Raw genomic sequence first — 22,612 nt, 5'->3', positions numbered from 1 at the left:
CAAAGGCAGCCATGCTGGAATTTCATCAGGTACATAAAACCTACACGACGCCACAAGGGCCGCTGAACGTGCTCAACGATGTCTCCCTTCGTCTCGCGGCAGGAGAAAGCCTGGCGCTAATGGGAGAATCTGGGAGTGGCAAATCCACCCTACTGCACCTTGCCGCCGGTTTAGATCTTCCCGACCAAGGAACAGTTAGCTTCGAAAACCAGAACGTCGCGTCTCTACCTGAGCCCACACGTGCCAAGCTACGCCGCGAGCAACTGGGTTTAGTCTTCCAGCAATTCCACTTGGTGCCCAGCTTAACGGTCATCGACAATCTGCGCTTACAGGCGCGCTTAGCCAATCGCGACGATGCCGACTGGACAGACCACTTAATTGAGCGGCTTGGGCTGAGTGGCATGGAAACACGTTACCCGGAGCAGCTCTCTGGCGGTCAGCAGCAGCGCTTAGCTATTGGTCGTGCTCTGGCGCCGCGCCCACCTCTGCTGCTTGCCGATGAACCCACGGGCAATTTGGATGAAACCACCGCAGGCGAAGTGCTTGAACTGCTATTGAGCCTGGTTCGCGAAACTCAGTGCGCCCTGCTCATTGTCACCCACAGCCCCCAAGTGGCGGCTCCGCTTGATCGCTGCCTACGTCTAAGCCACGGTCATCTACTAGAAGCGGCACTATGACCCGGGTGCTATCCACGCTACTTAGCCACTACCGGCGCCACCCCGGCCAACTGATAATGCTGCTGCTCGGACTATGGGTGGCTAGTGCCCTATGGAGTGGCATCCAGGCGATCAACGCCACCGCTCGCGACAGCTACGCCCGCGCCGATGCGCTGTTTGACACCCAGCTGGATCAGCTTGAGCGGCGCGATGGCATGCCATTCAGTCGTGCCGAGTATCACGCCCTGCGTCAAGCAGGCTTGCCCGTATCGCCCATGCTAGAGGGTGAAGTCGTTACCCAAGATGGCACCCGGCTAACTCTGATCGGCATTGACCCACTGACCCTTTCCAACGATAACGCGCTGGCTCAAGCCAACACCTCCGCGTCGTTAAGTGACTTTCTAACGCCCCCGTGGCAAACACGCGTAGCGCCTGACGCTTTGGAAGCCCTAGGGATAACGCGCGAGAATGCATCGGCTGCCACCCCGACCTTGGCAGATGGCAAAACACTCCCGCCGCTCGTTTTAGCGCCAGCACTACCCCCAGACACGCTGATCATGGATATTGCCGCCGCAGCGCGGTTGCTTGAAAGCGGCGACCAGCTTACGCGCATCGTGGCCGCCCCGGGGGCACTCACTGAAGCGCCCCCAGGATTAACGCTCACCCGCGCCACCACGCTTGCCTCCCCTGGTCAACTGACCGAAAGCTTTCACCTGAACCTTACCGCACTGGGGCTACTTGCCTGGGTCGTGGGGCTATTCATCGTTCAAGCAGCGCTAGGCCTAGCGTTGGAGCAACGCCTGGGCATGCTGCGCACCCTGCGAGTGCTGGGTGTATCAGGGCGCAGTTTAGTGCTAGCGCTCAGCTTAGAGCTGCTCCTGCTCGGCCTAATCGGAGCGCTTGCCGGTATTGCCAGCGGCGTATGGCTGGCACGCTTGTTACTACCCGATGTCGCGGCAACCCTGGGCTCACTTTATGGCGCAGGCATCGGGCAAGAGCTCAACCTGCCCTGGCATTACTGGGTCGGTGGGCTGGCGGTTAGCCTTGGCGGACTACTGCTGGCAGGCAGCGGCGTGCTATGGCGCGCGGCCCGCTTAAACATGTTGGAGTTAGGTCAGATGCAGGCCTGGCGTAGCGGTTACCGCCGCCAATTATCGCTAATGAGCATCGGCGGCGCTTTCGCGATGGGCGTTGCGCTAGCATTGTATGTTTGGCTTCGCTTTCAGCCCCCTGGCGATGGATTAGTGACAGGCTTTACGCTGGTAGCGGCGTTACTTCTGGCTAGCGCCCTGTGGCTGCCGCCCTTTTTAGCACTGCTACTAAAAGCGCTGACGTACCTCACCCGGCGGCGCCCACTTATTCACTGGGCACTGGCGGATATGCAGCTTCAGCTACCTAGGCTGTCACTGGCCATGATGGCACTACTTATCGCCCTGGCGACCAATCTGGGGGTCGGTAGCATGGTCGGCGGCTTTCGCCTGACGTTTTTAGACTGGCTCGATCAGCGCTTGGTCGCCCCGCTCTACTTGAATGCCCCCGCCGAGCAATATGCGGATATTGATGCTTGGCTGGCTGATCGCCCGGAGGTCTTCGAGCGCCTGCTCACACGGCGCAGCGATGCAACACTACAGGCCGCTACAACGCTGGAAGGTAGCCGCTCTTTAGGCACGCCTATCGAGCTTTACGGCATTACCCCTGGCGAATCACTCACTCCGCACTGGCCGCTGCTGGCAACCCAACAAGACCGCTCATCCGCCTGGGCAGCCTTTAGTGATGGCGCGATTTTTATTAACGAGCAACTTGCCACTGCAGAGAACCTCTCCCCCGGTGATCGCCTGACGCTGAACGCGCCCGGCGCCAATGAAACGCTGACCATCGCCGCTATTTATCCCGACTACGGCAACCCCAGCGGGCAGGTGCTAATGGCATCGCCCCAGCTTGCCGCTCGTTTTGATGCGCCGCCTAGCTCCATAGGGTTAGTGCTGAGTGACGATGCCAATGTTGATGCCCTGCGTACTGCCCTGCTCGAACGCTTTGACCTCGGTAGCGATGCGCTGAGCGATCAACGCGAGATCAAGCGTATTGCCACCGAGATTTTTGAGCGTACCTTTACCATTACCCGCGCGCTCAATGCATTAACCCTAGCGGTAGCGGCACTAGCGCTTCTCGCCAGCCTGCTGACCCAGGCACGCAGCCGACGCCAACAGTTAGCGCCGCTATGGGCGCTGGGCGTTCCCCGAGCACAGCTGGCACAATTAAATCTGGCACAACTGAGCGGTGCCGCATTAGCCACCGGCCTGCTGGCCATTCCACTGGGTATCGCGATTACCTGGGGATTAGTGGCGATTATTAATGTGGCCGCCTTCGGCTGGCGACTACCGCTCTATCTATTTCCTGGGGAAATGGCCGTTACCCTGGCCACCGCCGTTGGTGTGGCACTCCTGGCAGCAGCCCTGCCCACGCTGCGTTTCTGGCGCGCCTCACCGCGGGTCTTACTGGCAGAAGAGGCCAATCAATGAGCTTAAGGCTTCGACTAACCTTGCATCTTCTACTGATAGCCACTGTAGCGCTAACGCTTTACGGCTGTGACGAAGAGAATCAAACCGAAACCAACAACACAGGCTTTGCCGGTTTAGGACAAGACGCCGATGGTTTTAGGCATGCCGAGCCTAATCAGCCGCTCAGTTTTCCACAAGAGCACGCCGCCCACCCGGACTACCGCATTGAATGGTGGTATTTAACCGCCAATTTAGAAGACGCCGACGGTGAGCCACTTGGCCTGCAGTGGACGCTCTTTCGCCAGGCGCTGATGCCTCCCAACGAACGCCCCGCGCCTACTCCTTGGGCAGCCGATCAACTGTGGATGGCCCATATGGCGATCTCCCAGGGCGAGCAACACCAGGTGGCCGAACGTTTCGGGCGCAGCCATTCACAGGCCTCATTGAATACTCCTCAGGACAGCCAAGCAGGCGTAATGATTAGCCCCTTTCATGCCTGGCTGGATGATTGGCAGCTTAAAGCTAACGAAGAAGCCGATAGCAGCGATTTTAATCACCTCACACTAACCGCCTACAGCGGCGAGGGTGCATCGCGTTTTGGCTACCGTTTAGAACTGACTGCAGAGGGGCCGCTGGTGCTTCACGGCGAACAGGGTTTTAGCCAGAAAGCCGCCAATGGCCAGGGCTCCATGTACTACAGTCAGCCCTTCTGGCGGATAAACGGCGAAGTCACCATTAACGGCGAGACAAAAACCGTTAGCGGACGCGGCTGGCTGGATCGTGAGTGGAGCAGCCAACTGCTTGATGCCCGCCAATCAGGCTGGGACTGGTTCTCGATTCACCTTAATGACGGCCACAAGCTGATGGCGTTTCAACTACGTGGTGGCTCCGCTCAAAACGCCGACTACCGCTCCGGCACCTGGATTACTCCCCAAGGCGACGCCACCCCCTTAGCATCAGATGACATTACCCTAACGCCGCTGGCAACGTCGGCTGTCGCCGGTCGCAATGTGCCCACCCAATGGCGGCTGGAAATACCGTCAGTAGGGATCGACATCAACATCGAAGCGCCCCACGCCAACCGCTGGATGACCACCAGCGTGCCCTACTGGGAAGGTGAAGTGGTGGTCAACGACCTCGCCAGCGGCGAACCGCTTGGCGAGGGTTATTTGGAAATGACAGGGTATTAACAAATTAATGGCGAATTGTTTCGATAATACACAGGGGCTAATACAAAGGGCTGAGTCACTCAGCCTTATCTGCGATGTAAGCGGCGAGGTTGGCGATATCATCGTCGGACAAATCAGTGGCGTTGGGGATCATCAGAAAGGAGTTTGACCCCACCTTTTCACCGGCCCGATACGTTTCAAGGCGAGAAGTAATATACTCCGCGTCCCGACCACTAAGCGATGGAAAGCTAGCCATCCCTTGTGCATTTGGGCCGTGACACTGGGCGCAGGCGTCCGCATAGAGTGTTTCTCCCGTCGACTTATCTGCCGCCTGCAGAGTAGCCGACCCCATTAGCAGCGCCGTCGCAATAACGCAAAACAGTGATACCTTCATAGTGACCTTTTCCCATTGGAGTGATCTTGATCAAAAAGCTTAAGACGGCTTGAAGACAGCGCAGCCGCACAGGCATACGCCAGCGCGGCTGCCAATAGCTCACTCCGGTGTGATGCGGTAAATACTGCCTTCATCAACTGCCGTATAAAGATCACCATCAGGGCCCAGCACTATCGACCGGAAACGAGCCGCCCCCATGGGCAACGGCATTTCGGCAACGTCATTGACCGAAAGACCATCCTCCGCAATATCAATCAGGTTAATGCGCTGTCCTACCGGGGTGCCCCCGAAACCGATGCCCATAAAACCAACAATCAGACGGCCATCCCAGTCGCCCCACTGCTCACCGGTCAGAAACTCGGCAGATGAGATGCCTTGAGAAAGCCCATCATTTTTCCAGGCAGGCTGCATAGCGTCAGGGTAGGTTTCGGTGTCGGTCACCGGCATATAGGCCGCACGCTCTTTGGGATCCATCCCCTCGGTCTGATTAGGCTCATAACCACAGTAATCATCTGGGCAATCGCCGCGGCCAGCCATATTGGGTTTCGGATCCCAGCCACTGTTACCACCATTGACCAACGCATTGATCTCATCCGAATGCCAGGGGCCGTGTTCCGTTACGATTGGCTGGCCGGTGTTCGGGTGGAAGGTAATGCCCTGTACGTTGCGGTGACCATAGGTATAAATCCGCGGATCAAAGCCCTCAGGCGGTTCGTTACCCTCGGCAGCCTCGCCATCCCGGTCAATGCGCAGAACTTTGCCCCCTAGCAGCTCCGGAGACTGAGGAATCTCGCTGTTATGGTTATCGCCGGTGGTCACGTAGAGGTAACCGTCCTCTGGGCTGAAGCGGATACGTCCGCCATTATGGGCGCCAGCATCGCCGAACGGATGGTCGGTGGCGGCAGGCTTGTACGGAATATCCTCGACAATGTCGGTACGATCCGATACTTCATTAAACTCACTGTTTACCGTCATGCGCAGCACACGATTGGTGCGTGGCTCAGACATGTTAGAAGCAGAGTAAACGTAGACTGTCCGGTTTTCGTCGAAATCGGGGTCGACCGCCACACCGTTCATCCCCGCCTGCCCCTCGCAGACAAGATCATCGGCGGTGGTGGCATACTCGTCCGTGCCTTCCATGCCTAGCAGGTTCTCTACCTCACCATCGGGTAGCCGTACCGACAGCCCTCGACAACGTTCGGTGTAAAACATCGTCCCATCAGGCAGAAAGGCCATATCCCACGGGTTTTCAAGGCCGGTTAACACCTCAGTTTGGCTGAGTTCAGGCTCATTGGCAGTCGCAACGGCGGGTAAGCCGATGATCACCGCAGAAGCGATGAACGTAGATAGCGGCCGCAGAACGGGTTTATAGGACATTGAAGGCACTCCTTCATAACGTTGTTTGTACTTGTTATCGCTTTGCTATGGGCTTATTTAGTTTAGATCGGCAGCCATGGCGGTCAATATTTCCCGCTAACCAAGTTTCTAATCAGCACATTTCAAAGTGAGTAATCCCCATCGTTAGGAATGAGATGGAGTAGATTAATTAACGAAGCTCAAAAATCGCATCTTATGTATAGCGAATGTCGCTTTATGACAACTAATGTCTGCACACGGCGACACACTAGTAAGCGAATAAACTGCTGACTAGAGAGCACGCCATGAACCGCAATGTCATTCTTACCTGTGCCGTGACAGGCGCGGGAGATACCACCGCAAAAAACCCCAATGTGCCTGTTACACCCAAGGCCATTGCAGCTTCCTGCATTGAAGCGGCGCATGCCGGGGTCAGCATCGCCCATATTCACGTTCGCGACCCGGAGACCGGCGGCATCAGCCACTCTACTGAGCAGTTCCGCGAAGTGATGGAGCGCGTACGCGAGGCCGATGTGGATATTGTGATGAACATCACCGCTGGTGGCGGCGGCGACTGGATACCCGATGCCACCGACCCAACGCGCGGCGGCCCAGGCACCGATATCCAAACACCCGCCGAGCGTCACGCCCCGGTCGGCGAGCTGCTTCCCGAGCTGTGTACGCTGGACTGCGGCAGCCTCAATTTTGGCGATATGGTGTACGTAAACCCTGCGGACTGGCTGCGCGAGCACGCCCGCCTGGTTCAGGCCGCCGGCGTTAAGCCAGAATTGGAGTGCTTTGATTTAGGTCATGTCTGGTTTGCTCGCCAGCTTCAGCAAGAGGGCTTGATCGATGGCGACCCGCTCTATCAGCTCTGTCTGGGTATTCCCTGGGGTGCCGAAGCGGACACAGAAACGATGCTGGCCATGCGCAACAAATTACCTGCCAACGCTAACTGGGCCGCCTTCGGCATTGGTCGACATCAAATGCCCATGGTCGCCCAGGCGGTGCTGCTGGGTGGCCACGCTAGGGTTGGGTTGGAAGATAACCTGTTTTTAGAGAAAGGCGTGCTGGCTAACAACGGCCAACTGGTCGAGAAAGCGTCGACCATTATTGAAAACCTCGGCGCCCGAGTAATGACGCCTGCAGAAACCCGCGCTCATCTCAAACTACGCGACCCGATGACCGGACGTATCATGGGTAACACAGCAGGAGGTGACAAATGAGCCGCTTAGCCGTCATCGGTACCGGCGTGATTGGCAACGGCTGGATTGCCCGTGCCCTCGCCCAGGGGTGGGACGTAGTGGCCTTTGACCCAGATCCCCAGGCGCCAGCGCGTACCCAATCGTTTATCGACAATGCCTGGCCCTCGTTAACCCAGCTCGGCTTAGCGCCCGATGCTAGCCCTGAGCGGTTAACCTTTGCGGATACGATTGAAAAAGCCGTGGATGGCGCTGACCTGATTCAGGAAAACGTGCCCGAGCGCCTACCGCTAAAGCAAAAGATTTTAGCCGCTATTGACGCTGCTGCCTCACCGAACGTCATTATTGGCTCGTCTACCTCCGGCTTTAAGCCCACCGACCTGCAGCAACAGTGTTCACAAGCGCCTGGGCGAGTGATCGTCGCTCACCCCTTCAACCCGGTGTATTTACTGCCATTGGTCGAGCTTGTTGGCGGCAAGGCCACCCGGCCCATACAGATTGCCAGCGCCCAAGGGTTGTATCAGGCGCTCGCCATGCGCCCACTGGTGGTTCGCCGTGAAATTGAGGGCCACATCGCCGACCGCTTAATGGAAGCGCTGTGGCGGGAAGCCCTGCATCTGGTTAACGATGGCGTAGCGACCACCGAAGAGATCGATGCCGCCGTGGTTTACGGCTGTGGACTCCGCTGGCCGTTAATGGGCACGTTCTTAACCTTCCACCTAGCGGGCGGCGAGCCAGGCATGCGCCATATGCTGGAGCAATTTGGCCCAGCGCTAAAACTGCCCTGGACAAAGCTGGAGGCCCCGGAACTCACCGACGAACTGATTGATAAAGTCGTCGAGGGGTGTGAGCATCAAGCGGCAGGACGATCAGTGGCCACCCTTGACCGGCGCCGGGATGACTTTTTAGTCGAGCTGCTGGAGGTGGTGCAAAAATATTGGCCAGAAGCCGAAGGCTTACAGGGGCGCATTTAATGATTATTTATGAAACCCACGTCGCTCCCGAGTGGGTCGACTACAACGGGCATATGAACGACGCGGAGTACGCCCGCGTCTTCTCTCTGGCCTGCGAGGCGCTTATCGACACCATTGGGTTGGATGAAGCGGGCCGAGAACACTATGGCTACACGATCTATACTCTGGAAACGCACCTCTGCTACCGCCGCGAGGCCCACCAAGGCCAAGCCCTGAACGTCAGCCTGACACTACTGGATAGCGACACCAAGCGCCTGCACGTCTTTTTCACCCTGTTCGATGACGAAGGCAACCTGATAGCGACCAGCGAACAGATGTTGATGGGCATGAAACAAGCCTCTGGGCGTCCAAGCCCGTTTCCAGAAGCGGTCGCAAATCGCGTGACAGAACTACCCCAAGCCCATAAAGACGCTTGGCCCGAGCTTGCCAGCCGCACCATTGGCATTCGGCGCTAAGGGTTACAGTAGCGATGAACGTGGACGACTTCATTCAGCGCTTTAGCGCCGGGCTGGCAAAGATAAAGGAGCTGCCATTACCTCAAGCACGGCGCGCCTACGTTGAGCTTTGCCGAACGTTCGCCCCACCCGACCCGGCAGGAATGCGGGTCGAAAATAGCGCTTTGGGTGGTGTTCGCGTGCGTCGTTTTATTCCCCAGCAGCGCACACCAGGCCGCGCGCTGTTTATCCATGGCGGCGGTTTTACCATCGGCTCAACAGAGAGCCACCATGGCCCCGCCGCCAGTTTGGCCCAGATGCTTGAGCGTGAAGTGGTAAGCGTTAACTATCGGCTGGCACCAGAGGTAGATTACCCCGCCATGTTGGCAGACTGCCGTACGGTGTTAGAAGCGATTCAACCTATCGCGCTGGTGGGTGACAGCGCGGGCGGGCGATTAGCCATTGACCTTGCCCATCAGCAGAATGAAGCGCCGCCGCTAGGATTGATCTACCCAACCGTTGGCGCGCTTTCCCTTGAATGCTTGGGAGAAAATGCGCCGCTACTTTCACGGGATGATGTACTCGACATTCGTCAACAGTGTCCTGACATCATTGCTACTCAGCGTGATCGCCGCCCTCCTGCCGCAAGCATTGAAATGCTGACCGTGGAGAGGGATCCACTGACACTCCCCATCGAAGCCGCAATAGCCAATTGGCGCGAGGAAGGTGCCTCGGTAGGCTATCGCTGCGCCCCGAACATGGTTCATGCCGCCCTTCACGCTCATGCGCTGCTACCCGGTATGAGTGCGGCTTGGCAGGACTTTTGCCAAAAACTAAAACAGCGCCTTAATTAGGCGCTGTTTGGCGTTAATCGCAGCTTAGGCTTTACGAATCGTGTGATTAAGAGCCGTGCTATTAACTATTAAGAGCTAAATTGGGCCCGCACCTGCTCAATGGCGGGTTCGCCATCGCGGGTTTCAACACCCTCCAGCCACTCGGCAACGGTATCCAGGTTGTTGCCAATCCACTCATTAGCCACTTCATCCGCCGGGCGCTCTTCGTAGCTGTACTCGTGCACCCAGTCATTCTGATCTTCGATATCGACCACGTACTGCGACAGAAAGCGGTGAACCTCAGGTGCTTCGTCCGCCAGGCTGGCTGGGGTAATTGTCCATACCGTGCTTTCAATGGAGGCCACGCCCGCATCATCGCTATCGGCTAAATAGGCCAGATCGAAGCTCACGTTCATCCAGTGAGGCTCCCAGCCGACAAAGGTCACCCACTCTTCATCGGCCATTTTTTGCTCAGCCTGGGCCAGCATGGCCGAAGTCGAGCTTTCACGGAGCTGCCAATCGCCCAAACCTGCGAGGTCGTTATCGATGGCATTGAGAATCGCATCGTTAATACCGGTGCCTGCTTCAATCCCCTGAATTTCACCATCGAAGCGGTCGTGATGCTCTGCCAGCTCAGCCACCGTGGTGACGCCTGCATCGTAAACATACTGGGGAACTACTAGCCCGGAATTGGCGCCGCGGATATTGGAAACCACTTTTTCGACTTTACCGTCGGCCACCAGGGGCTCGACCATATCAGTCTGAACGGGATACCAGCCGCCTAGATAAATTTCCAAGTCGTTCCGCGTTAAGCCTTCGAGGATAACGCTCACGGCTAAATCTTGCTGTCGGGTCTCGTACCCCATGGTCTCAAGTAGCTGGGCCGCCACTTCAGACTTTACCGTCACCCCAGGCCACGGCGGCACCCCAAAGCGCAGTTCATCAAGCTCTGCCATAGCGGGTGTGGCAGCAAACGCAGCGAGTAAAAAGCTCGCTGTCAACGACAGCGTCTTAGTAGTGGTAGGGCTGGTAGTGGCAGAGCTAGTGGTGGCGAAGCTAGTTGTGACCGACATTTGGCTAAACCTCTTTATTAGTTGGGTTTAGCTAGTATGCGCGGCTACTCCCCTATCACTAGACACTAAGCGACGCTTATCAGGCATTAAGCGACACTCATTGCGCTTTAAAGGTCTTCTCCGCTATGGCAGAACGCACCTGCCGAGGCGAGTAGCCGTAATGCGCACGAAACGTACGCGCAAAGCTCGACGACGAACTAAACCCACAGGCCACGCCCACTTCTAATACCGCTAAGTCAGTCTCGGCCAGCAGCCGCCGGGCGCGCTTCACACGCAGCTGCAAATACCATTGACGCGGGGTCACGTTTAGCTCCTGCTCAAACAGACGCTGCAACTGGCGCACCGATACCTCTACTTGGCTGGCTATCTCGTCAAGGGGGAGCGGTTCTTCCAGGTTCTGCTCCATCAGCGCAACCGCCTCCACAACGCGCCGGTTATGCGTACCTAAGCGCTTCACCAACGCCATGCGCTGCTGATCGCTGCGGGTGCGAATTCGGTCATGGATCAGTTGCTCGGAGACATCGATAGCCAACTTTGCGCCATGCCGCCGGGCAATCACTTCCAGCGCCATATCCATCGCCGCTGCCCCACCCGCACAGGAGAAGCGCCGCTCGCCCAACTCGTAAAGCTCATCGGTAGTGTCAATACCCGGAAAACGCTCACGAAACGCGGGCAGACTCTCCCAGTGCAGTGCCACCCGCTCGTGCTTTAACAACCCTGTAGCGGCGAGTAGAAACGCTCCGGTATCAATACCACCCAAACAGCAGCCCGCCTGATCCAACTGATGAAGCCAGGCCATTAACGGCCGGGTAAGATGCGCCTCGGGAGTAAAGCCGCTGCATACCGCAAGCGAGGGCAAATGGTGAACATCCGCCGTTGCGTGATCCACCATCAAGGTCATACCGTTCGACGCCGTCACCGGCCCGCCATCAGCGCTAATCAACGTCCAGTCGAACAGCGGTCGATGGGCAATGCGGTTGGCAATTCGCAGCGGCTCCACCGCCGCAAAGAAAGCCATCATCGAATACTGCGGCAATAGCAAAAACCCCACCATTTCAGGCAGCGGGCCCTGGTAACTAAGACGCATAGCAATGCCCAAGGTCATTTAGAGTATGTCGGTGTCAGGTCAACCCAAGCAGCGCTTCAGCCAGCTTAACGTCATCATAACGTTGGGTATCAGCATTCTCCGGCGCAAGATCTAGATCAATAATTTGAATACCCATTTCATCGCGTAGCGTCTCAATCTGATCAGCCGAAACACTCAGAAGCTGCGAATCAAACAGTAAAAAATCGATTGAAGACCGCTTAGACGATAAGGGTTCGAGTGTGCCAGACAAATGCTCATTGAGCACTTGAACCTGATCCACCAACGTCATGCCAAGCGTTTCAAGATCAGTTCCCAGGCTTGGCACATACACCTTGGGTGACGGGTTTTTAGCCAATGCCTTATCAACCCCCTTTGGCAGCAGGTTGGCAATGACACTGCTATAAAAACTGCCCGGCGGGAAAACCAACAGCTCTGCCGAATCAATGAGCTTACGGGTCTCTTTACACACCTTGGAGGCATCCAAGGTATCGATATCGTCCGCCTCGCCTGATAATTTTATCGCTCTGATGGGCGAATCGATTTGAGCCGTCTCTTTGCCGGTAAAGCAGTGTTGACCAATAATCGTTCGACCGTTCTCTAACAATACCTCCAATTGAAGGTTGGCATCCGTCGTTGTCCGAACGGTGCCGCGGGTCTTGATCAGTTGACCAAAGAGAAAGGCGATCGGATCCAGAGAGCGATCATGAATCAGATAACCGCCGGTCAAGATCAGGTTCCCCACACTGGCACCAGCGAGGTTAAAATCTTTGGGCATATGTTTGTAGAATGCGGCGATATAGCTCTGGATCAGCGACCGCATGGGCTCAGCAATTGCCTTGAGCAGCGGATGCTTAGCACTGACAAGGGCCTGCAGACTTTGCTCAAGTGCTGTCTTTGCCGTCGCGTCTTCCCCCTCCCTTGCCGATAGCCGATGTGAAAAAAGCGCAGCCACCTCTGGGTGCCCGGTGACAGAATCATCAGCCAGAGCAAGCAGGCGTGCCCTTAGGTCGCCCACCGCAGGCATCGCGAAGGCCCGGCGTAACTCTGCCGAGCTGCCTCCTGAATCAAAAGGGGTAACCAGATGAATGGAGTTATGGGTATAGTCCGTCAACACCTCAGAAAAATGTCTTAGTGCCGTGCCGCCACTAAAGAAGAGTATTTTCGGCCCTAACTCGGGGGCTTTTCGGTATCTGGCCAGACGCAGATCCCGCCCCTTGCCAATCTCACGGGGCAGGCACATTCGGGTACCGATAAAACGTCTTTTTTTCATACAACTCTTTGAACTGTAAGAAACATGTAACGTAAACGATGGCACTGTTACTTATACTGTTGACTCTCAGAAGCAGTAACCACCTAAGCGCACGTTATCTTGGTGAGGCAGCGTATCAATACGTCGATTTTGGAGCATTTCTATTTTCTACGATTCGAAGTTGAAAATCACTTCGAGTTAGTTGAAGTTTATGTGACTCAGCCAAGTGAATCCGTTTCTCGGCGCCTGATCAATCGCAAAGGCTATAGGAACACGCTGGTGGAGAAAGTTGAGCTCGCCGTCGCCATGGATGTGCAGCGACGCAAAGTCGATGGGCAGGGTTTTCAGCAATCCAAATCCCTTGAGCGCTTAGCCCGACTACTTGACCAGTTAGGCCAATCCTGCCTTGAATTCACCGCCATCAAGGCCCTGAAGCAGCTTCCCGATAAATCGCGAAAAGAGTATGCCAAGCTCATTCGACTGGTGGGTAAATCATTGAAGCTGGTGATCATTAATATCGATGATGCAAACACTCGCCAAGGCCTGAAAATTGGACGCCGAATTCCCAAAATAACCGCCCGCTTAACCACTGCTTTTGAGCAGGACGCTTCAGGCATGCGTAACAGCGCCGTGGTGGATTTTCAGCTTAACCGTATGATCCATCTGCTTTCGGAGCTTGCCGACGCCCTACTCGCCGCCAACTTCGGCCCTGCCGTACGCTTGCAAAACTACAAGCAACTGAAAAATGCCGCCCACGCGATGACCGCCCAGAATGACGACTTTACCGTTGAGCGGCTGGCGCTTACCCGCAGCGGCAGCACCATTGCCACACTGAGAGCCGAGCACGCCACCTCTGGCAAGATGATGGCAGTCTACAAAGAGGGTGAAAGCCAGAAAGTCATTGAAGAACTTTACGGGGTAGATCAATGGAAACGGGTCTATCCGAAGGTGGCTCCAACGGTTCTCTCGCACCATGTCGAGCAGGGGGATGAGCTGGGTTCAATGGTGATCGAACACCTTCCCGGCCGAACGCTTGAGTCACTACTGTTAAACGACCAGTGGAAATCCGCCAAGCAACTTGCCCACACACTCCAACGGACGTTGAGAAAGATCTGGAAGACATCACGTACTAGCGAGCCGGCTCAACCCGAGTATATGCAGCAGTTGCGTAAACGCATGCCCGAAACCCGCCACACGCACCCGACACTGTTTCATACACACCAAACCATTTGCGGACTACCCCGCCCCAGTTTTGATGAGTTGATCGATCGCGTAGAGTCCCTAGAGCGTCAGCTTAGGGCGCCATTTTCCGTGCTGATCCACGGCGACTTTAACGTCGACAACCTCATCTATGACGAACTCAAAAATCGCATCTACTTTATCGACCTGCACCGCGCCTCCTATTCTGATTATGTTCAGGATTTATCCGTTCTGATGGCGTCAATTTATCGGCTGCCCATTATGGATGCGGCCCCTAGAGCCGAACTAATGGGATTGATCAGACAGCTCTATCAGTTTGCGCGCCGGTTCGCCAAAGAGAATAACGATGTAAGCTTTGATGCGCGGCTAGCCATCGCGCTGGGGCGCTCCTTTGCCACCTCTACGCGCTTTATCTACGACAAACGTTTTGCCAACCGACTCGCCCTTAGAGCGAGCTACCTGCTAGAGGCCATAACACTTCTAACCCCTGAGAAAATAGAGAAGTACAGGCTTCCCCTAGAGGATATTTTTAGTGATTAATAAGCGAATTGCGGTCATTGGGATACCTGGCAAATGGTCAACCGAGGTCTTGGCGAATCATTTGGAACAGCGCACCGGCTACCGCTGCGTTATCGATATGGCTGACGTAGTGCTGGAACTTGAAACCGGCGAGTTGCGTTATCGAGACACCCTGCTCAACACGCTTGACGGCGTGATCATCAAAAAAATAAGCGAAACCTACTCCCCTGCCGCCGACGACCGACTGCGCATGCTCAAAACCCTTGAAGCGGACGGGGTGCGCTGTTTCAGCTCGCCAAGCCAGGTCGGGCGCCTGATTAATCGTCTTGAGGGCACCGCCGCCCTGGCATCCGGCGGTATCCCGCTGCCCGCGACCCGAGTAACCGAGAGCACTGATGCAGCGCTGGAGGCTATCCAAACGTTCGGGAAGGTGATCCTAAAACCGCTCTACTCAACCAAAGCCCGCGGCATGGTGGTGTTAAAAGCGGCAGATGGTGTTAAAGCCAACACCCAAATACTGAATAAATTTAAGGCTAAGCATGGCCTTTTTTACCTTCAGAAATTCGTCAACCTGGGCGGTCAAGATCTAGGCATGGTATTTCTAGGCGGCAAGTACCTGTGCACCTATGCCCGTGTCGGCGATGACAAGTCGTGGAATACAACGATACACAGCGGGGGCAAATATCGAACCTTTGATGCAAGCCCTGAGCTGATTGAGCTTGGCCTAAAAGCCCAGTCATGCTTCGATCTAAGCTTTACCACTGTAGACATTGCATTGACCGATGAAGGGCCCGTGGTCTTTGAGGTCTCGGCCTTTGGCGGATTTAGCGGCGCGAAAAAAGGGTGTGGTATCGATGCCGCTGAGAAGCTGTGTGATTATGTGCTTAGCCAGCTTGAGGCCGAGACAGCAGAGACAGAGACAGCAGAGGCAGGTGAATGATCAACCTTTTTGATAATCAACAAATCAATCAGGCAAAGGCCGCCTGCACCTATGCGTTACCGCTGACGTTCAATGGTTTAACAATTCGCGTGCTGGCCGACCACCCAGCCATTCTTGACCATCTTGAGGTTTACTATGCTGGTTTAACGGCGTCTGGTTTGCTCCCGAAAGAAGTCCATACCCTTGACCAGCCAGAACTACCGGTATGGCTGTTGGATCAGCAAGCGGATACCAGCGGCCGCGAGTGGACAGCGGTAACACGGGCCAAAACCAGCGCTCTGGGGCTGAAAGAGGCCTACGTGGATACTCCTCAAGGGCGCTGGATTCATAAAGTACGCACGGGGATGGTGCTGTTCCAATCGTTAACGGCGCCAGCTGCGATTGGCGAGTTAAACAAGCACTCATCGCAAGTCATCAACTTTATTAACAACCAGTTTCTCAATCACCATCAGCGCCATGGTTACCTGCTCGGCCACGCCTCGGCCTTTGATATCGATGGCAACGTCACGGCCATTGCCGCCAGCTCTGGTGGTGGTAAATCGACGCTAATGCTGAAAGCGCTGGAAACCGCAAAGGCGCGCTTTCTCTCCAATGACCGGATTCTGTTTAAGCCCGAAAACGACCAGGTAAGCGTTATCGGTGTCGCCAAGCACCCCCGCGTTAACCCAGGCACGCTGATCAACTCCCCGCGTTTGAGCGACATACTGCCCACTGAAGAGCGCGACCGATTTACCGGCATGCCCAAAAGCCAGCTATGGGATATTGAGCAGAAGTACGATGTATTGATTCCTAACGCCTATGGCGAGGGTAAAACCGCTCTCTCCGGCACGCTCAAACACCTAATACTGCTGGACTGGGCATTAGACGCTACCGCCCCGACAGCCCTGAGTAGCGTGGATATCCCCCAAACACCTGAGGCGCTTGATGGCTTACGCAAAAGCCCAGGGCCATTTTTTCAGCACGTGGATGGCCGCTTTCCCGCCGAGCAAGCCCAATCTGCCAAGGTCTATGCCGAACATCTAGCGAGCGTTGAGGTGCTGCGCCTCACCGGTGCCATCGATTTTGAGCGTGCCATTGCGCTGCTCCAAGCCAAAGGCATTCTCTGATGGTGGCACTGGCGCTGATTCGGCACGGTGAATATTCTCAACTGGCGGATACACCCAGCGCCCTGCAGCCCTACCCACTCACGGAAAAGGGTGCGGCAGACGTTCGAGAGCAGGCGCGTCAATTCGGCGCGTGGCTAGCCACTTCAGGCTATCAGCTCAATGCGGAGATACACTGCTCGACGCTGCTAAGAGCTTGGCAAACGGCCGAAATCTTCCGCGAAGAGCTAACGCCGCTGTTTGCGGAGCCACCCTGTTCGCGCAGCTTTTCGGCCCTATGTGAACGCAGCGTTGGGGCGTTGGCCAATCTCAGCATTCAGGAAATAGAACGGATCGTCGCCCTCGACCCTCGCCTTGAGCCCTTACCTAAGGGCTGGAAATCAGCCAGCGATTTCAGACTGCCCTTCGACGGCGCGGAATCTCTGTTGGAGGCAGGTGCAAGGGTCGCTGCCCATTTACAAGCACTTTTAGAGCCACAGCCGCGGCTCGAGACAACGAAGCAACTGAATCAGCTTCAGCACCTAAATCAACTACAGCTGGTGGTAGGCCACGGCGCCTCCATTCGCCACGCCAGCTATCATTTAAATGTCATACCCTTCAGCGATATTAAACGGTTAAGTATGTTTCATGGTCATCCGGTCGTTTTCGAGCGGCATAACCAAGGCTGGCACCGACTGTACGGAAACTGGAAACAGCGCCAGCCAGCAGACCCTCTCGATTAGACGATAGCGATGAATAAGATGGCTTCTATGACCGCGTGCAATGTTATTCCAAAGGTAAGCAAACAACCGTATCACAACGCCATCTTGACGCGCCTTCCGACAGAGTGGGCGCCCTGGCCCGATGACGCGACTTCGGTCAATCACGATGAGGCGCTAGGCACCTTTGTTAAGCGCTCGCGAAAAAAAGGCTTCGCCTGGCCCAAAAAGCCAGTGGCATTCATCTCAGATCCCCATGCGGACGCCGAGGCATTTGAAGCCTCGCTAATTGCTGCAGGCGTGATCGAACGCGAAGGCTCCCACCTATGTGAATATGCACTGACGAAATTCGGCAAAAAGGCCGAAATCGTGGTGGGCGGAGACTGCCTGGACAAAGGCCCCAGCAATCTGATGATGCTGCGCAGCCTGGCCCACTTATACCGCCTCAAAGCAGATATCACTCTGCTGGCCGGTAACCATGATCTCCGCTTGCTGATGGGGCTGCTATCGTTGGAACGCGACACTGACGCCGGTAGCCAACATCTCTTTGTGCGCATGGGCAAGAAGGTGATACCGCTGTTTAAAGAGGTATTCGATCAATACCTGGCCGATACCCATTGGGACAAAGGATTACCGTCCGAGCAGGCGTGCCGACAGGCGCTGTTTCCAGGCAACGACTGGTTCGAGAACTTCCCCTTCTATGCCGCCGGGTTTCTCACCCCCGAGGGTATAGAGCGTGAAATCAGCAAGATGACCACCAAGGCACAGAGCTTCGAGGCGCACTGTGCAAAAAACGGCCTGACGCTCACCCAAGTCTACGCCGCCGCGATGAAGTGTCGTTCGCTATTTCTTAACAAATCGGGGGAATTTAGCTGGTTTTTCCGCCGCATGCAGTTGGTTAAAAAGCGCGGTTCCTTTCTGTTTCTGCATGCCGGCCTCGATGATCATATGGCCGAACTGCTGGCCAAGTACGGCGTAAAACATGCCAACCGTGCTTTCAAAAAAAACCTAATGCACCAAAACCTGTTCAGTTTTTATTATGGCTCTTTGGCCAATACCTTTAGAACCAAATACCGTAAAGCCGATCTTCCCCTTACGCCGCGCGGCGCCTACGTTGCCCGGCGAGCGGGCATTCAGGTGCTGGTTCACGGCCATATCAACCAACACTTTGGCCAGCGGGTCACGCTCAAAAACGGGCTTATCCATATCGAAGCCGATATCACCCTGGACGCTCACTCGCGTAAAAATGAGGGGCTCGATGGCTACGGTGTAGGGGTAACGTTAATCGACAAAAACCGTGGGCTGATCGGCCTTAGCTGCGATTACCCTCAGGCAAAAGTGTTCAAGCCCGGCCGCAAAGGAAAACTGGTGGAGCCCGCTAAATGAAGTCAAAAACGAAATTCAGTCACGATTCGCTGCTGGATCGTCAGTCAACCCAAGAGTTACTGATTACCCTGGCAAATGCGATCAATAAAGGCGAGTTAGCCTTCCAGGAAAGTGAAGGTGAGCTGGTACTTTCTCCGCAGCAGTTGCTGCAAGTCTCTCTGCGCGCCAGTGATGAAGGCGATAAACAGGAGGTGGAAGTAAAGATTAAATGGCGCACCAAAGAGAAAGAGCTTTCCGACACGCCTCCCAAAATTAAAACAAAAGCGGGTAAGCGTTAAGAGCTGACGCCCCGAGCCCTACCCACATGAATGTGGGTGTATGATGCCCATGTTCGCGCCAGAGCCCTTTCGGCTCACGAAAGAAAGCTATGGGAGAAAGACTATGGGAGCGTGGAAATGGACGTCACACATTTAGAGCACGTCGTTATCGCTTTGATCATTCAGCTCTCACTATTGCCCTTTGTTTCTGCTCGCGTGGCGGGTGTTATCCCGGTAGCGATACTGCTTGGCCGCGAGATCGCTCAGCACGAATACAGGCTAGGCATCCAACGAGGTTGGGCATGGGGCGAAACGCTACCGGTCGGTATGTTTGAGGGCGTCTGGCGTGGATGGACGTTAGACTCAGTGCTTGATGTTTTGCTTCCAGCACTGGCGTGCGGGCTGCTAGCGGTTATGATTGGCTTTAAGAAAAGGCATACAACCAAAAACAGCTAGGCCCCTGGCACCCAGTGGCTGGCCTGGGTGGCATCAAAGGTGTCAGCTAGTCATTATCGAGATGCTCGGTACGGTATAACTTCCACTCATTTTCAACCCGGCCATCAGGCAAGCGGCAATAGCGGCCAGTGCCTAGGCTGCTTTCGCGAATTTCATTCTCCCCACCGACACTTCTGCAGTATTCAGCCGCGTATTGGGTCATCTGGTTTTGAGAATTGGGGTCACCACCGCCCGTGGCACAGCCGCCGAGCATTAGTAGCACTGTCATTGGGCCGTAGCGGTATATAGATCCTGTAAGCATTGGAACCTCCCTCCCTGAGCATACAGTTCAGCGTCACTTTGATTCTGGTGAGTAACCGCGGACACATCAAGCAGGATGTTACTAGGCAAGAGATATGATGATTCCATAGAGCGTTTGCTGATATGGAAAATGGTAGCTAGGCTGTAGCTAGTCCTCTTCGATGTACAAGCATTGTCTATGGCTATTTTCAGCATTGAATTCATAAGGCCAGCATCTATTTTATAAGGCCAGGATCGTATTCATAAGGAGGGTGACGCTATGTCCAGCCCGGAACATAAGCAAAAGATCTGGAAAATGATCAAAGATATAAAAGTCGGCATGCTGGTGACGTTGGATCACGACACCCCACGCGCCCGGCCAATGCATCTGGTGCAAGACGAATACGACGGCACCTTGTGGTTCTTCACCCGCCGCAGTGCCGAAAAAGTATTTGAAACCAAAAGCGACCACGATGTGTGCCTTAGCTTCTCCGACCAGGAAGATGGCGTCTACGTTTCGCTATCGGGTAAAGCCAACCTGACAGATAACCGTGAATTGATTGAAAAATACTGGAACCCTTTCATCGCCGCCTGGTTCCCCGAAGGTAAAGACGACCCAGACGTCGCCCTGCTAGAAATTAAAGTGCAGATGGGTGAGCACTGGAAAGCCAAAGAGAGCAAGACATTCCAGCTTTACGAAATTGCCAAAGCCAACCTCAAAAAGGACGCCACGCCGGATCTTGGCGAAAATGAGAAGTTCGGTGGATAAGGTCCTTCCCAAGCGCCCCGCTGCCGGGGCGCTTTACGGCCTGACCGTTATCATGTTGCTCATGGGTTCATCCACCTCATGGGCCAATGATCAGTCCCAGAGTGATAATGCTCCCCCTCAGGGCGAATGCGAACTCAACGATCAGCAGCAGGCAATGCTGTCTCAAATCAACGAGGCGCGTAGCCAAGCGAGACAATGCGGTGACCAGCAGTATAAAGCAGTAGAGTCGTTAGCATGGAGCTGCAAGCTGGAAGCAGCGGCCAAGAGCCACTCTGAAGACATGGCTGAGAATGACTACTTTAGCCATACCGGCCCGGAGGGTGTAGGCATCGAGCAGCGTGTGGGTAATCAGGATTATGTGTGGCAAGCCGTGGGTGAGAATATCGCCGCTGGCCACACCTCGGTCTCTGCCGTCGTGGAAGGCTGGCTAGACAGCCCCGGCCATTGCCGCAACATCATGAATGACGCCTTTACCGAGATGGGCATGGCAAAAGCCGAGGATTCGGAGTCGCGCTACTCGACCTACTGGACACAAACGTTAGGCAACCCGCGCTAAGCGCCCAAGAGTCAGTTATTGCCCGCCTCCTAGCTCACCGTAGTGGACAGCCGTAATCGCGTTTTTAGGCGAGCCATCGACCAGCTTGGTGCTATAAGTCAGGTACACAAAGGTCTGGGTTTCGGCGTCATGCATGCGAACGACGCGCATATTCTTGAAAAGCGCCGAGCGGCGTTGACTAAAAATCACCTCTTGCTCTTCTACTTCAGCGGGATCGAAGACAACCTCCCCTGTCTGCCGACACGCCACGCTCGCCTCACTGGCTTCCTCAGCAAGCCCCACCGCCCCAGTGATCCCGCCAATCTGTGAGTAAGAGAGATAACAGGAGATACCCTGAACCTTCGGGTCATCGAAGCGCTCCACTTCAATGGTGTTGTTCGGGCCCAGCAGTTTGAACTCGGTACGCACGCTGCCAATGTGAGCATCCTGAGCGAATAGCGTGGGCGGCAGCAGTGATAACATAACCATAAGTGGCCCGAGGGCAGCGCGTTTAGAGAAAAACATGGTGAGCTTCCTTGATAATAGTCAGTCGAGCGATGATCAAGCCTAGAGGATACGTTAATCCAGGAGAAAGCTCAGCGATTATCAAATTACAGGTACACATTAACTAAGTGCTATTTATTGTTACGAGGTGCTGAATTCGATGCTCGATAGAATGAAGCCAACAACTACGTAATAAAATCAAAATTTAAACTCATCTCCGTCTTCGTAAAATAGATCAATATCATTTTCAAGCTTTGACTGTTTAGCCTGCTCTTGCGCATGGAATTTCACTCGTTCTGTTAACTGAATTACTTGACTCATTGAGAATAGTTGAGCGTAGGCTAACGGCAAGGCACCACGGCGATGTAAATCAGCTAACGTTCCTTCTCCTAATTGGTTCAGAGCTTGCTGATTAATACAATGTAAACCCTGCATATGCAGTGACGCCTGCTTGTCAACCCAGGTCAGCTGTAGAGGCCAAGGCTCGATTAGGCCTGCTTCACTTAACACTTGGCAGGCAGCAGTCGTTAAGTGTCGGTTACACTCGCTTTGTTTGAGAAAACTCAGTGTTTGTTCGACTTGATTAGCAAGATTTCCCTTCTCTCCAAAAAGTGGCTCGGCGCTCAAATCGTCAGTGAGGTGCTGCCGTTCTATGCAGAATACTTTTTTATTCGTCTCGGCCTTTGCCAAGGTAAACGGATACTCTCGCAGCGACGCGGGCACATAATCACCCAGCCAACGACCATCGCGATGCAAATACAAGTTGCATTCGTTAAATCCCAGTACTGCTACTGGGTGATAACCCTCATTCTGGTAAATAAAGCCCAATACATAATGGGGTACCAGTCTGGCTAGCTCTTCCAGAAGAATGGGAGCCAAGTGATATTCTGCAGAAAAGAAATAGCCTTGACGTGACCAGAATCGTTTATTGACATGCTGAGTGCGTGATATGGCGATCCATTCAAGCATGAGTGCACCTACTGTTCTTCAAAAAAAAGGGGCTGGTGAAACCAGCCCCTCATGCTACTAAGCTACTAACTT

24 protein-coding genes are annotated in these 22,612 nt (G+C 54.9%); 16 read left to right on the top strand and 8 right to left on the bottom strand.

Annotated features, from left to right (window positions below; all coding sequences use genetic code 11):
• Nucleotides 1-11: 11 nt before the first annotated feature.
• From LMS44_RS07945 to LMS44_RS07935, 3 genes are read left to right on the top strand one after another with little or no spacing between them, the layout of a single operon-like run.
• The gene (locus tag LMS44_RS07945; protein ID WP_138800013.1) at nt 12-677 is read left to right on the top strand and encodes an ABC transporter ATP-binding protein; all 666 of its coding nucleotides are present in this window, start codon (nt 12-14) and stop codon (nt 675-677) included.
• Complete coding sequence (locus LMS44_RS07940) at nt 674-3,175, top strand: ABC transporter permease (protein WP_278369596.1); 2,502 nt, start codon at nt 674-676, stop codon at nt 3,173-3,175. Before LMS44_RS07945 ends, LMS44_RS07940 begins: the two co-directional genes overlap by 4 nt.
• Entirely contained in the window at nt 3,172-4,344 is a 1,173-nt protein-coding gene (locus LMS44_RS07935; RefSeq protein ID WP_159176568.1) for a lipocalin-like domain-containing protein, read from the top strand. The genes LMS44_RS07940 and LMS44_RS07935 overlap by 4 nt, the downstream gene beginning before the upstream one ends.
• Nucleotides 4,345-4,399: 55 nt before the next feature.
• Here the strand turns inward: LMS44_RS07935 and LMS44_RS07930 are convergent, their stop codons facing one another.
• Together LMS44_RS07930 and LMS44_RS07925 are read right to left on the bottom strand one after the other, a co-directional pair.
• Nucleotides 4,400-4,717 (bottom strand): c-type cytochrome, encoded by a 318-nt coding sequence (locus tag LMS44_RS07930; RefSeq protein ID WP_159176567.1) that lies wholly within the window; start codon nt 4,715-4,717, stop codon nt 4,400-4,402.
• 99 nt (nt 4,718-4,816) lie between these two features.
• Nucleotides 4,817-6,094: a PQQ-dependent sugar dehydrogenase gene (locus LMS44_RS07925; protein ID WP_159176566.1), complete on the bottom strand. Its 1,278-nt coding sequence runs from the start codon at nt 6,092-6,094 to the stop codon at nt 4,817-4,819.
• Nucleotides 6,095-6,378: 284 nt separating this feature from the next.
• On the opposite strand from LMS44_RS07925, the gene LMS44_RS07920 reads away from it, so the two are divergent.
• Genes LMS44_RS07920 through LMS44_RS07905 form a run of 4 tightly spaced genes read left to right on the top strand, consistent with a single transcriptional unit; the run spans nt 6,379 to nt 9,537 of the window.
• Nucleotides 6,379-7,299 (top strand): beta-keto acid cleavage family enzyme, encoded by a 921-nt coding sequence (locus LMS44_RS07920; protein WP_159176565.1) that lies wholly within the window; start codon nt 6,379-6,381, stop codon nt 7,297-7,299.
• The gene (locus LMS44_RS07915) at nt 7,296-8,249 is read left to right on the top strand and encodes an L-carnitine dehydrogenase (protein ID WP_159176564.1); all 954 of its coding nucleotides are present in this window, start codon (nt 7,296-7,298) and stop codon (nt 8,247-8,249) included. Before LMS44_RS07920 ends, LMS44_RS07915 begins: the two co-directional genes overlap by 4 nt.
• Nucleotides 8,249-8,704 (top strand): thioesterase family protein, encoded by a 456-nt coding sequence (locus tag LMS44_RS07910; protein WP_159176563.1) that lies wholly within the window; start codon nt 8,249-8,251, stop codon nt 8,702-8,704. The genes LMS44_RS07915 and LMS44_RS07910 overlap by 1 nt, the downstream gene beginning before the upstream one ends.
• Before the next feature lie 14 nt (nt 8,705-8,718).
• The gene (locus tag LMS44_RS07905) at nt 8,719-9,537 is read left to right on the top strand and encodes an alpha/beta hydrolase fold domain-containing protein (RefSeq protein WP_201304206.1); all 819 of its coding nucleotides are present in this window, start codon (nt 8,719-8,721) and stop codon (nt 9,535-9,537) included.
• A 68-nt stretch (nt 9,538-9,605) separates the two neighbouring features.
• Here LMS44_RS07905 and LMS44_RS07900 read toward each other — a convergent pair whose 3' ends face one another.
• The 3 genes from LMS44_RS07900 to LMS44_RS07890 form a co-directional block, all read right to left on the bottom strand.
• Complete coding sequence (locus LMS44_RS07900; protein ID WP_159176561.1) at nt 9,606-10,589, bottom strand: ABC transporter substrate-binding protein; 984 nt, start codon at nt 10,587-10,589, stop codon at nt 9,606-9,608.
• A gap of 97 nt (nt 10,590-10,686) precedes the next feature.
• Nucleotides 10,687-11,676 carry a GlxA family transcriptional regulator gene (locus LMS44_RS07895; protein ID WP_052475578.1) on the bottom strand — a complete coding sequence of 330 codons (990 nt, stop codon included), beginning with the start codon at nt 11,674-11,676 and terminating at the stop codon, nt 10,687-10,689.
• A 34-nt stretch (nt 11,677-11,710) separates the two neighbouring features.
• Entirely contained in the window at nt 11,711-12,946 is a 1,236-nt protein-coding gene (locus tag LMS44_RS07890) for a GAK system CofD-like protein (protein ID WP_233974770.1), read from the bottom strand.
• Nucleotides 12,947-13,204: 258 nt separating this feature from the next.
• On the opposite strand from LMS44_RS07890, the gene LMS44_RS07885 reads away from it, so the two are divergent.
• The 7 genes from LMS44_RS07885 to LMS44_RS07855 all read left to right on the top strand — a co-directional run bounded on the left by LMS44_RS07885 (nt 13,205) and on the right by LMS44_RS07855 (nt 19,484).
• On the top strand, nt 13,205-14,665 hold the full coding sequence (locus LMS44_RS07885; RefSeq protein ID WP_159176560.1) for an aminoglycoside phosphotransferase family protein: 1,461 nt from the start codon (nt 13,205-13,207) through the stop codon (nt 14,663-14,665).
• Nucleotides 14,658-15,584 carry a GAK system ATP-grasp enzyme gene (locus LMS44_RS07880; RefSeq protein WP_159176559.1) on the top strand — a complete coding sequence of 309 codons (927 nt, stop codon included), beginning with the start codon at nt 14,658-14,660 and terminating at the stop codon, nt 15,582-15,584. The genes LMS44_RS07885 and LMS44_RS07880 overlap by 8 nt, the downstream gene beginning before the upstream one ends.
• Complete coding sequence (locus tag LMS44_RS07875; protein WP_159176558.1) at nt 15,581-16,690, top strand: HprK-related kinase B; 1,110 nt, start codon at nt 15,581-15,583, stop codon at nt 16,688-16,690. Before LMS44_RS07880 ends, LMS44_RS07875 begins: the two co-directional genes overlap by 4 nt.
• The gene (locus LMS44_RS07870) at nt 16,690-17,409 is read left to right on the top strand and encodes a histidine phosphatase family protein (RefSeq protein WP_159176557.1); all 720 of its coding nucleotides are present in this window, start codon (nt 16,690-16,692) and stop codon (nt 17,407-17,409) included. Before LMS44_RS07875 ends, LMS44_RS07870 begins: the two co-directional genes overlap by 1 nt.
• Nucleotides 17,410-17,436: 27 nt before the next feature.
• The gene (locus LMS44_RS07865; protein ID WP_236557274.1) at nt 17,437-18,771 is read left to right on the top strand and encodes a metallophosphoesterase; all 1,335 of its coding nucleotides are present in this window, start codon (nt 17,437-17,439) and stop codon (nt 18,769-18,771) included.
• Nucleotides 18,768-19,049: an amphi-Trp domain-containing protein gene (locus LMS44_RS07860; RefSeq protein ID WP_022524071.1), complete on the top strand. Its 282-nt coding sequence runs from the start codon at nt 18,768-18,770 to the stop codon at nt 19,047-19,049. Before LMS44_RS07865 ends, LMS44_RS07860 begins: the two co-directional genes overlap by 4 nt.
• A 117-nt stretch (nt 19,050-19,166) precedes the next feature.
• Nucleotides 19,167-19,484, top strand: a complete 318-nt coding sequence (locus LMS44_RS07855; RefSeq protein ID WP_089690695.1) for a hypothetical protein — start codon at nt 19,167-19,169, stop codon at nt 19,482-19,484.
• A gap of 46 nt (nt 19,485-19,530) precedes the next feature.
• Here the strand turns inward: LMS44_RS07855 and LMS44_RS07850 are convergent, their stop codons facing one another.
• On the bottom strand, nt 19,531-19,785 hold the full coding sequence (locus tag LMS44_RS07850; protein WP_022524073.1) for a putative hemolysin: 255 nt from the start codon (nt 19,783-19,785) through the stop codon (nt 19,531-19,533).
• A 258-nt stretch (nt 19,786-20,043) separates the two neighbouring features.
• On the opposite strand from LMS44_RS07850, the gene LMS44_RS07845 reads away from it, so the two are divergent.
• Both LMS44_RS07845 and LMS44_RS07840 read left to right on the top strand, forming a co-directional pair.
• A complete protein-coding gene (locus tag LMS44_RS07845; RefSeq protein ID WP_089690652.1) occupies nt 20,044-20,532 on the top strand; it encodes a pyridoxamine 5'-phosphate oxidase family protein in 489 nt (162 codons plus the stop codon).
• Nucleotides 20,525-21,088 (top strand): CAP domain-containing protein, encoded by a 564-nt coding sequence (locus LMS44_RS07840; protein ID WP_236557273.1) that lies wholly within the window; start codon nt 20,525-20,527, stop codon nt 21,086-21,088. Before LMS44_RS07845 ends, LMS44_RS07840 begins: the two co-directional genes overlap by 8 nt.
• A 15-nt stretch (nt 21,089-21,103) precedes the next feature.
• Here the strand turns inward: LMS44_RS07840 and LMS44_RS07835 are convergent, their stop codons facing one another.
• Both LMS44_RS07835 and LMS44_RS07830 read right to left on the bottom strand, forming a co-directional pair.
• Nucleotides 21,104-21,592: a CreA family protein gene (locus LMS44_RS07835; protein ID WP_089690648.1), complete on the bottom strand. Its 489-nt coding sequence runs from the start codon at nt 21,590-21,592 to the stop codon at nt 21,104-21,106.
• 177 nt (nt 21,593-21,769) lie between these two features.
• On the bottom strand, nt 21,770-22,540 hold the full coding sequence (locus LMS44_RS07830; RefSeq protein WP_159176555.1) for a SapC family protein: 771 nt from the start codon (nt 22,538-22,540) through the stop codon (nt 21,770-21,772).
• Nucleotides 22,541-22,612: the final 72 nt, after the last annotated feature.

The organism is Halomonas profundus (assembly GCF_020865425.1).
GTDB lineage: Bacteria > Pseudomonadota > Gammaproteobacteria > Pseudomonadales > Halomonadaceae > Vreelandella > Vreelandella titanicae.
The sequence above is the reverse complement of the archived record's forward strand: the minus strand, read 5'-3'. Positions and strand labels throughout refer to the sequence as shown.

Excerpts from the sequence above, each read along its gene's own strand:
- LMS44_RS07945 (WP_138800013.1), top strand. The coding sequence starts at position 12 with ATGCTGGAATTTCATCAGGTACATAAAACCTACACGACGCCACAAGGG.
- LMS44_RS07940 (WP_278369596.1), top strand. The coding sequence starts at position 674 with ATGACCCGGGTGCTATCCACGCTACTTAGCCACTACCGGCGCCACCCC.
- LMS44_RS07935 (WP_159176568.1), top strand. The coding sequence starts at position 3,172 with ATGAGCTTAAGGCTTCGACTAACCTTGCATCTTCTACTGATAGCCACT.
- LMS44_RS07930 (WP_159176567.1), bottom strand. The coding sequence starts at position 4,717 with ATGAAGGTATCACTGTTTTGCGTTATTGCGACGGCGCTGCTAATGGGG.
- LMS44_RS07925 (WP_159176566.1), bottom strand. The coding sequence starts at position 6,094 with ATGTCCTATAAACCCGTTCTGCGGCCGCTATCTACGTTCATCGCTTCT.
- LMS44_RS07920 (WP_159176565.1), top strand. The coding sequence starts at position 6,379 with ATGAACCGCAATGTCATTCTTACCTGTGCCGTGACAGGCGCGGGAGAT.
- LMS44_RS07915 (WP_159176564.1), top strand. The coding sequence starts at position 7,296 with ATGAGCCGCTTAGCCGTCATCGGTACCGGCGTGATTGGCAACGGCTGG.
- LMS44_RS07910 (WP_159176563.1), top strand. The coding sequence starts at position 8,249 with ATGATTATTTATGAAACCCACGTCGCTCCCGAGTGGGTCGACTACAAC.
- LMS44_RS07905 (WP_201304206.1), top strand. The coding sequence starts at position 8,719 with ATGAACGTGGACGACTTCATTCAGCGCTTTAGCGCCGGGCTGGCAAAG.
- LMS44_RS07900 (WP_159176561.1), bottom strand. The coding sequence starts at position 10,589 with ATGTCGGTCACAACTAGCTTCGCCACCACTAGCTCTGCCACTACCAGC.
- LMS44_RS07895 (WP_052475578.1), bottom strand. The coding sequence starts at position 11,676 with ATGCGTCTTAGTTACCAGGGCCCGCTGCCTGAAATGGTGGGGTTTTTG.
- LMS44_RS07890 (WP_233974770.1), bottom strand. The coding sequence starts at position 12,946 with ATGAAAAAAAGACGTTTTATCGGTACCCGAATGTGCCTGCCCCGTGAG.
- LMS44_RS07875 (WP_159176558.1), top strand. The coding sequence starts at position 15,581 with ATGATCAACCTTTTTGATAATCAACAAATCAATCAGGCAAAGGCCGCC.
- LMS44_RS07870 (WP_159176557.1), top strand. The coding sequence starts at position 16,690 with ATGGTGGCACTGGCGCTGATTCGGCACGGTGAATATTCTCAACTGGCG.
- LMS44_RS07865 (WP_236557274.1), top strand. The coding sequence starts at position 17,437 with ATGACCGCGTGCAATGTTATTCCAAAGGTAAGCAAACAACCGTATCAC.
- LMS44_RS07860 (WP_022524071.1), top strand. The coding sequence starts at position 18,768 with ATGAAGTCAAAAACGAAATTCAGTCACGATTCGCTGCTGGATCGTCAG.
- LMS44_RS07855 (WP_089690695.1), top strand. The coding sequence starts at position 19,167 with ATGGACGTCACACATTTAGAGCACGTCGTTATCGCTTTGATCATTCAG.
- LMS44_RS07850 (WP_022524073.1), bottom strand. The coding sequence starts at position 19,785 with ATGCTTACAGGATCTATATACCGCTACGGCCCAATGACAGTGCTACTA.
- LMS44_RS07845 (WP_089690652.1), top strand. The coding sequence starts at position 20,044 with ATGTCCAGCCCGGAACATAAGCAAAAGATCTGGAAAATGATCAAAGAT.
- LMS44_RS07835 (WP_089690648.1), bottom strand. The coding sequence starts at position 21,592 with ATGTTTTTCTCTAAACGCGCTGCCCTCGGGCCACTTATGGTTATGTTA.
- LMS44_RS07830 (WP_159176555.1), bottom strand. The coding sequence starts at position 22,540 with ATGCTTGAATGGATCGCCATATCACGCACTCAGCATGTCAATAAACGA.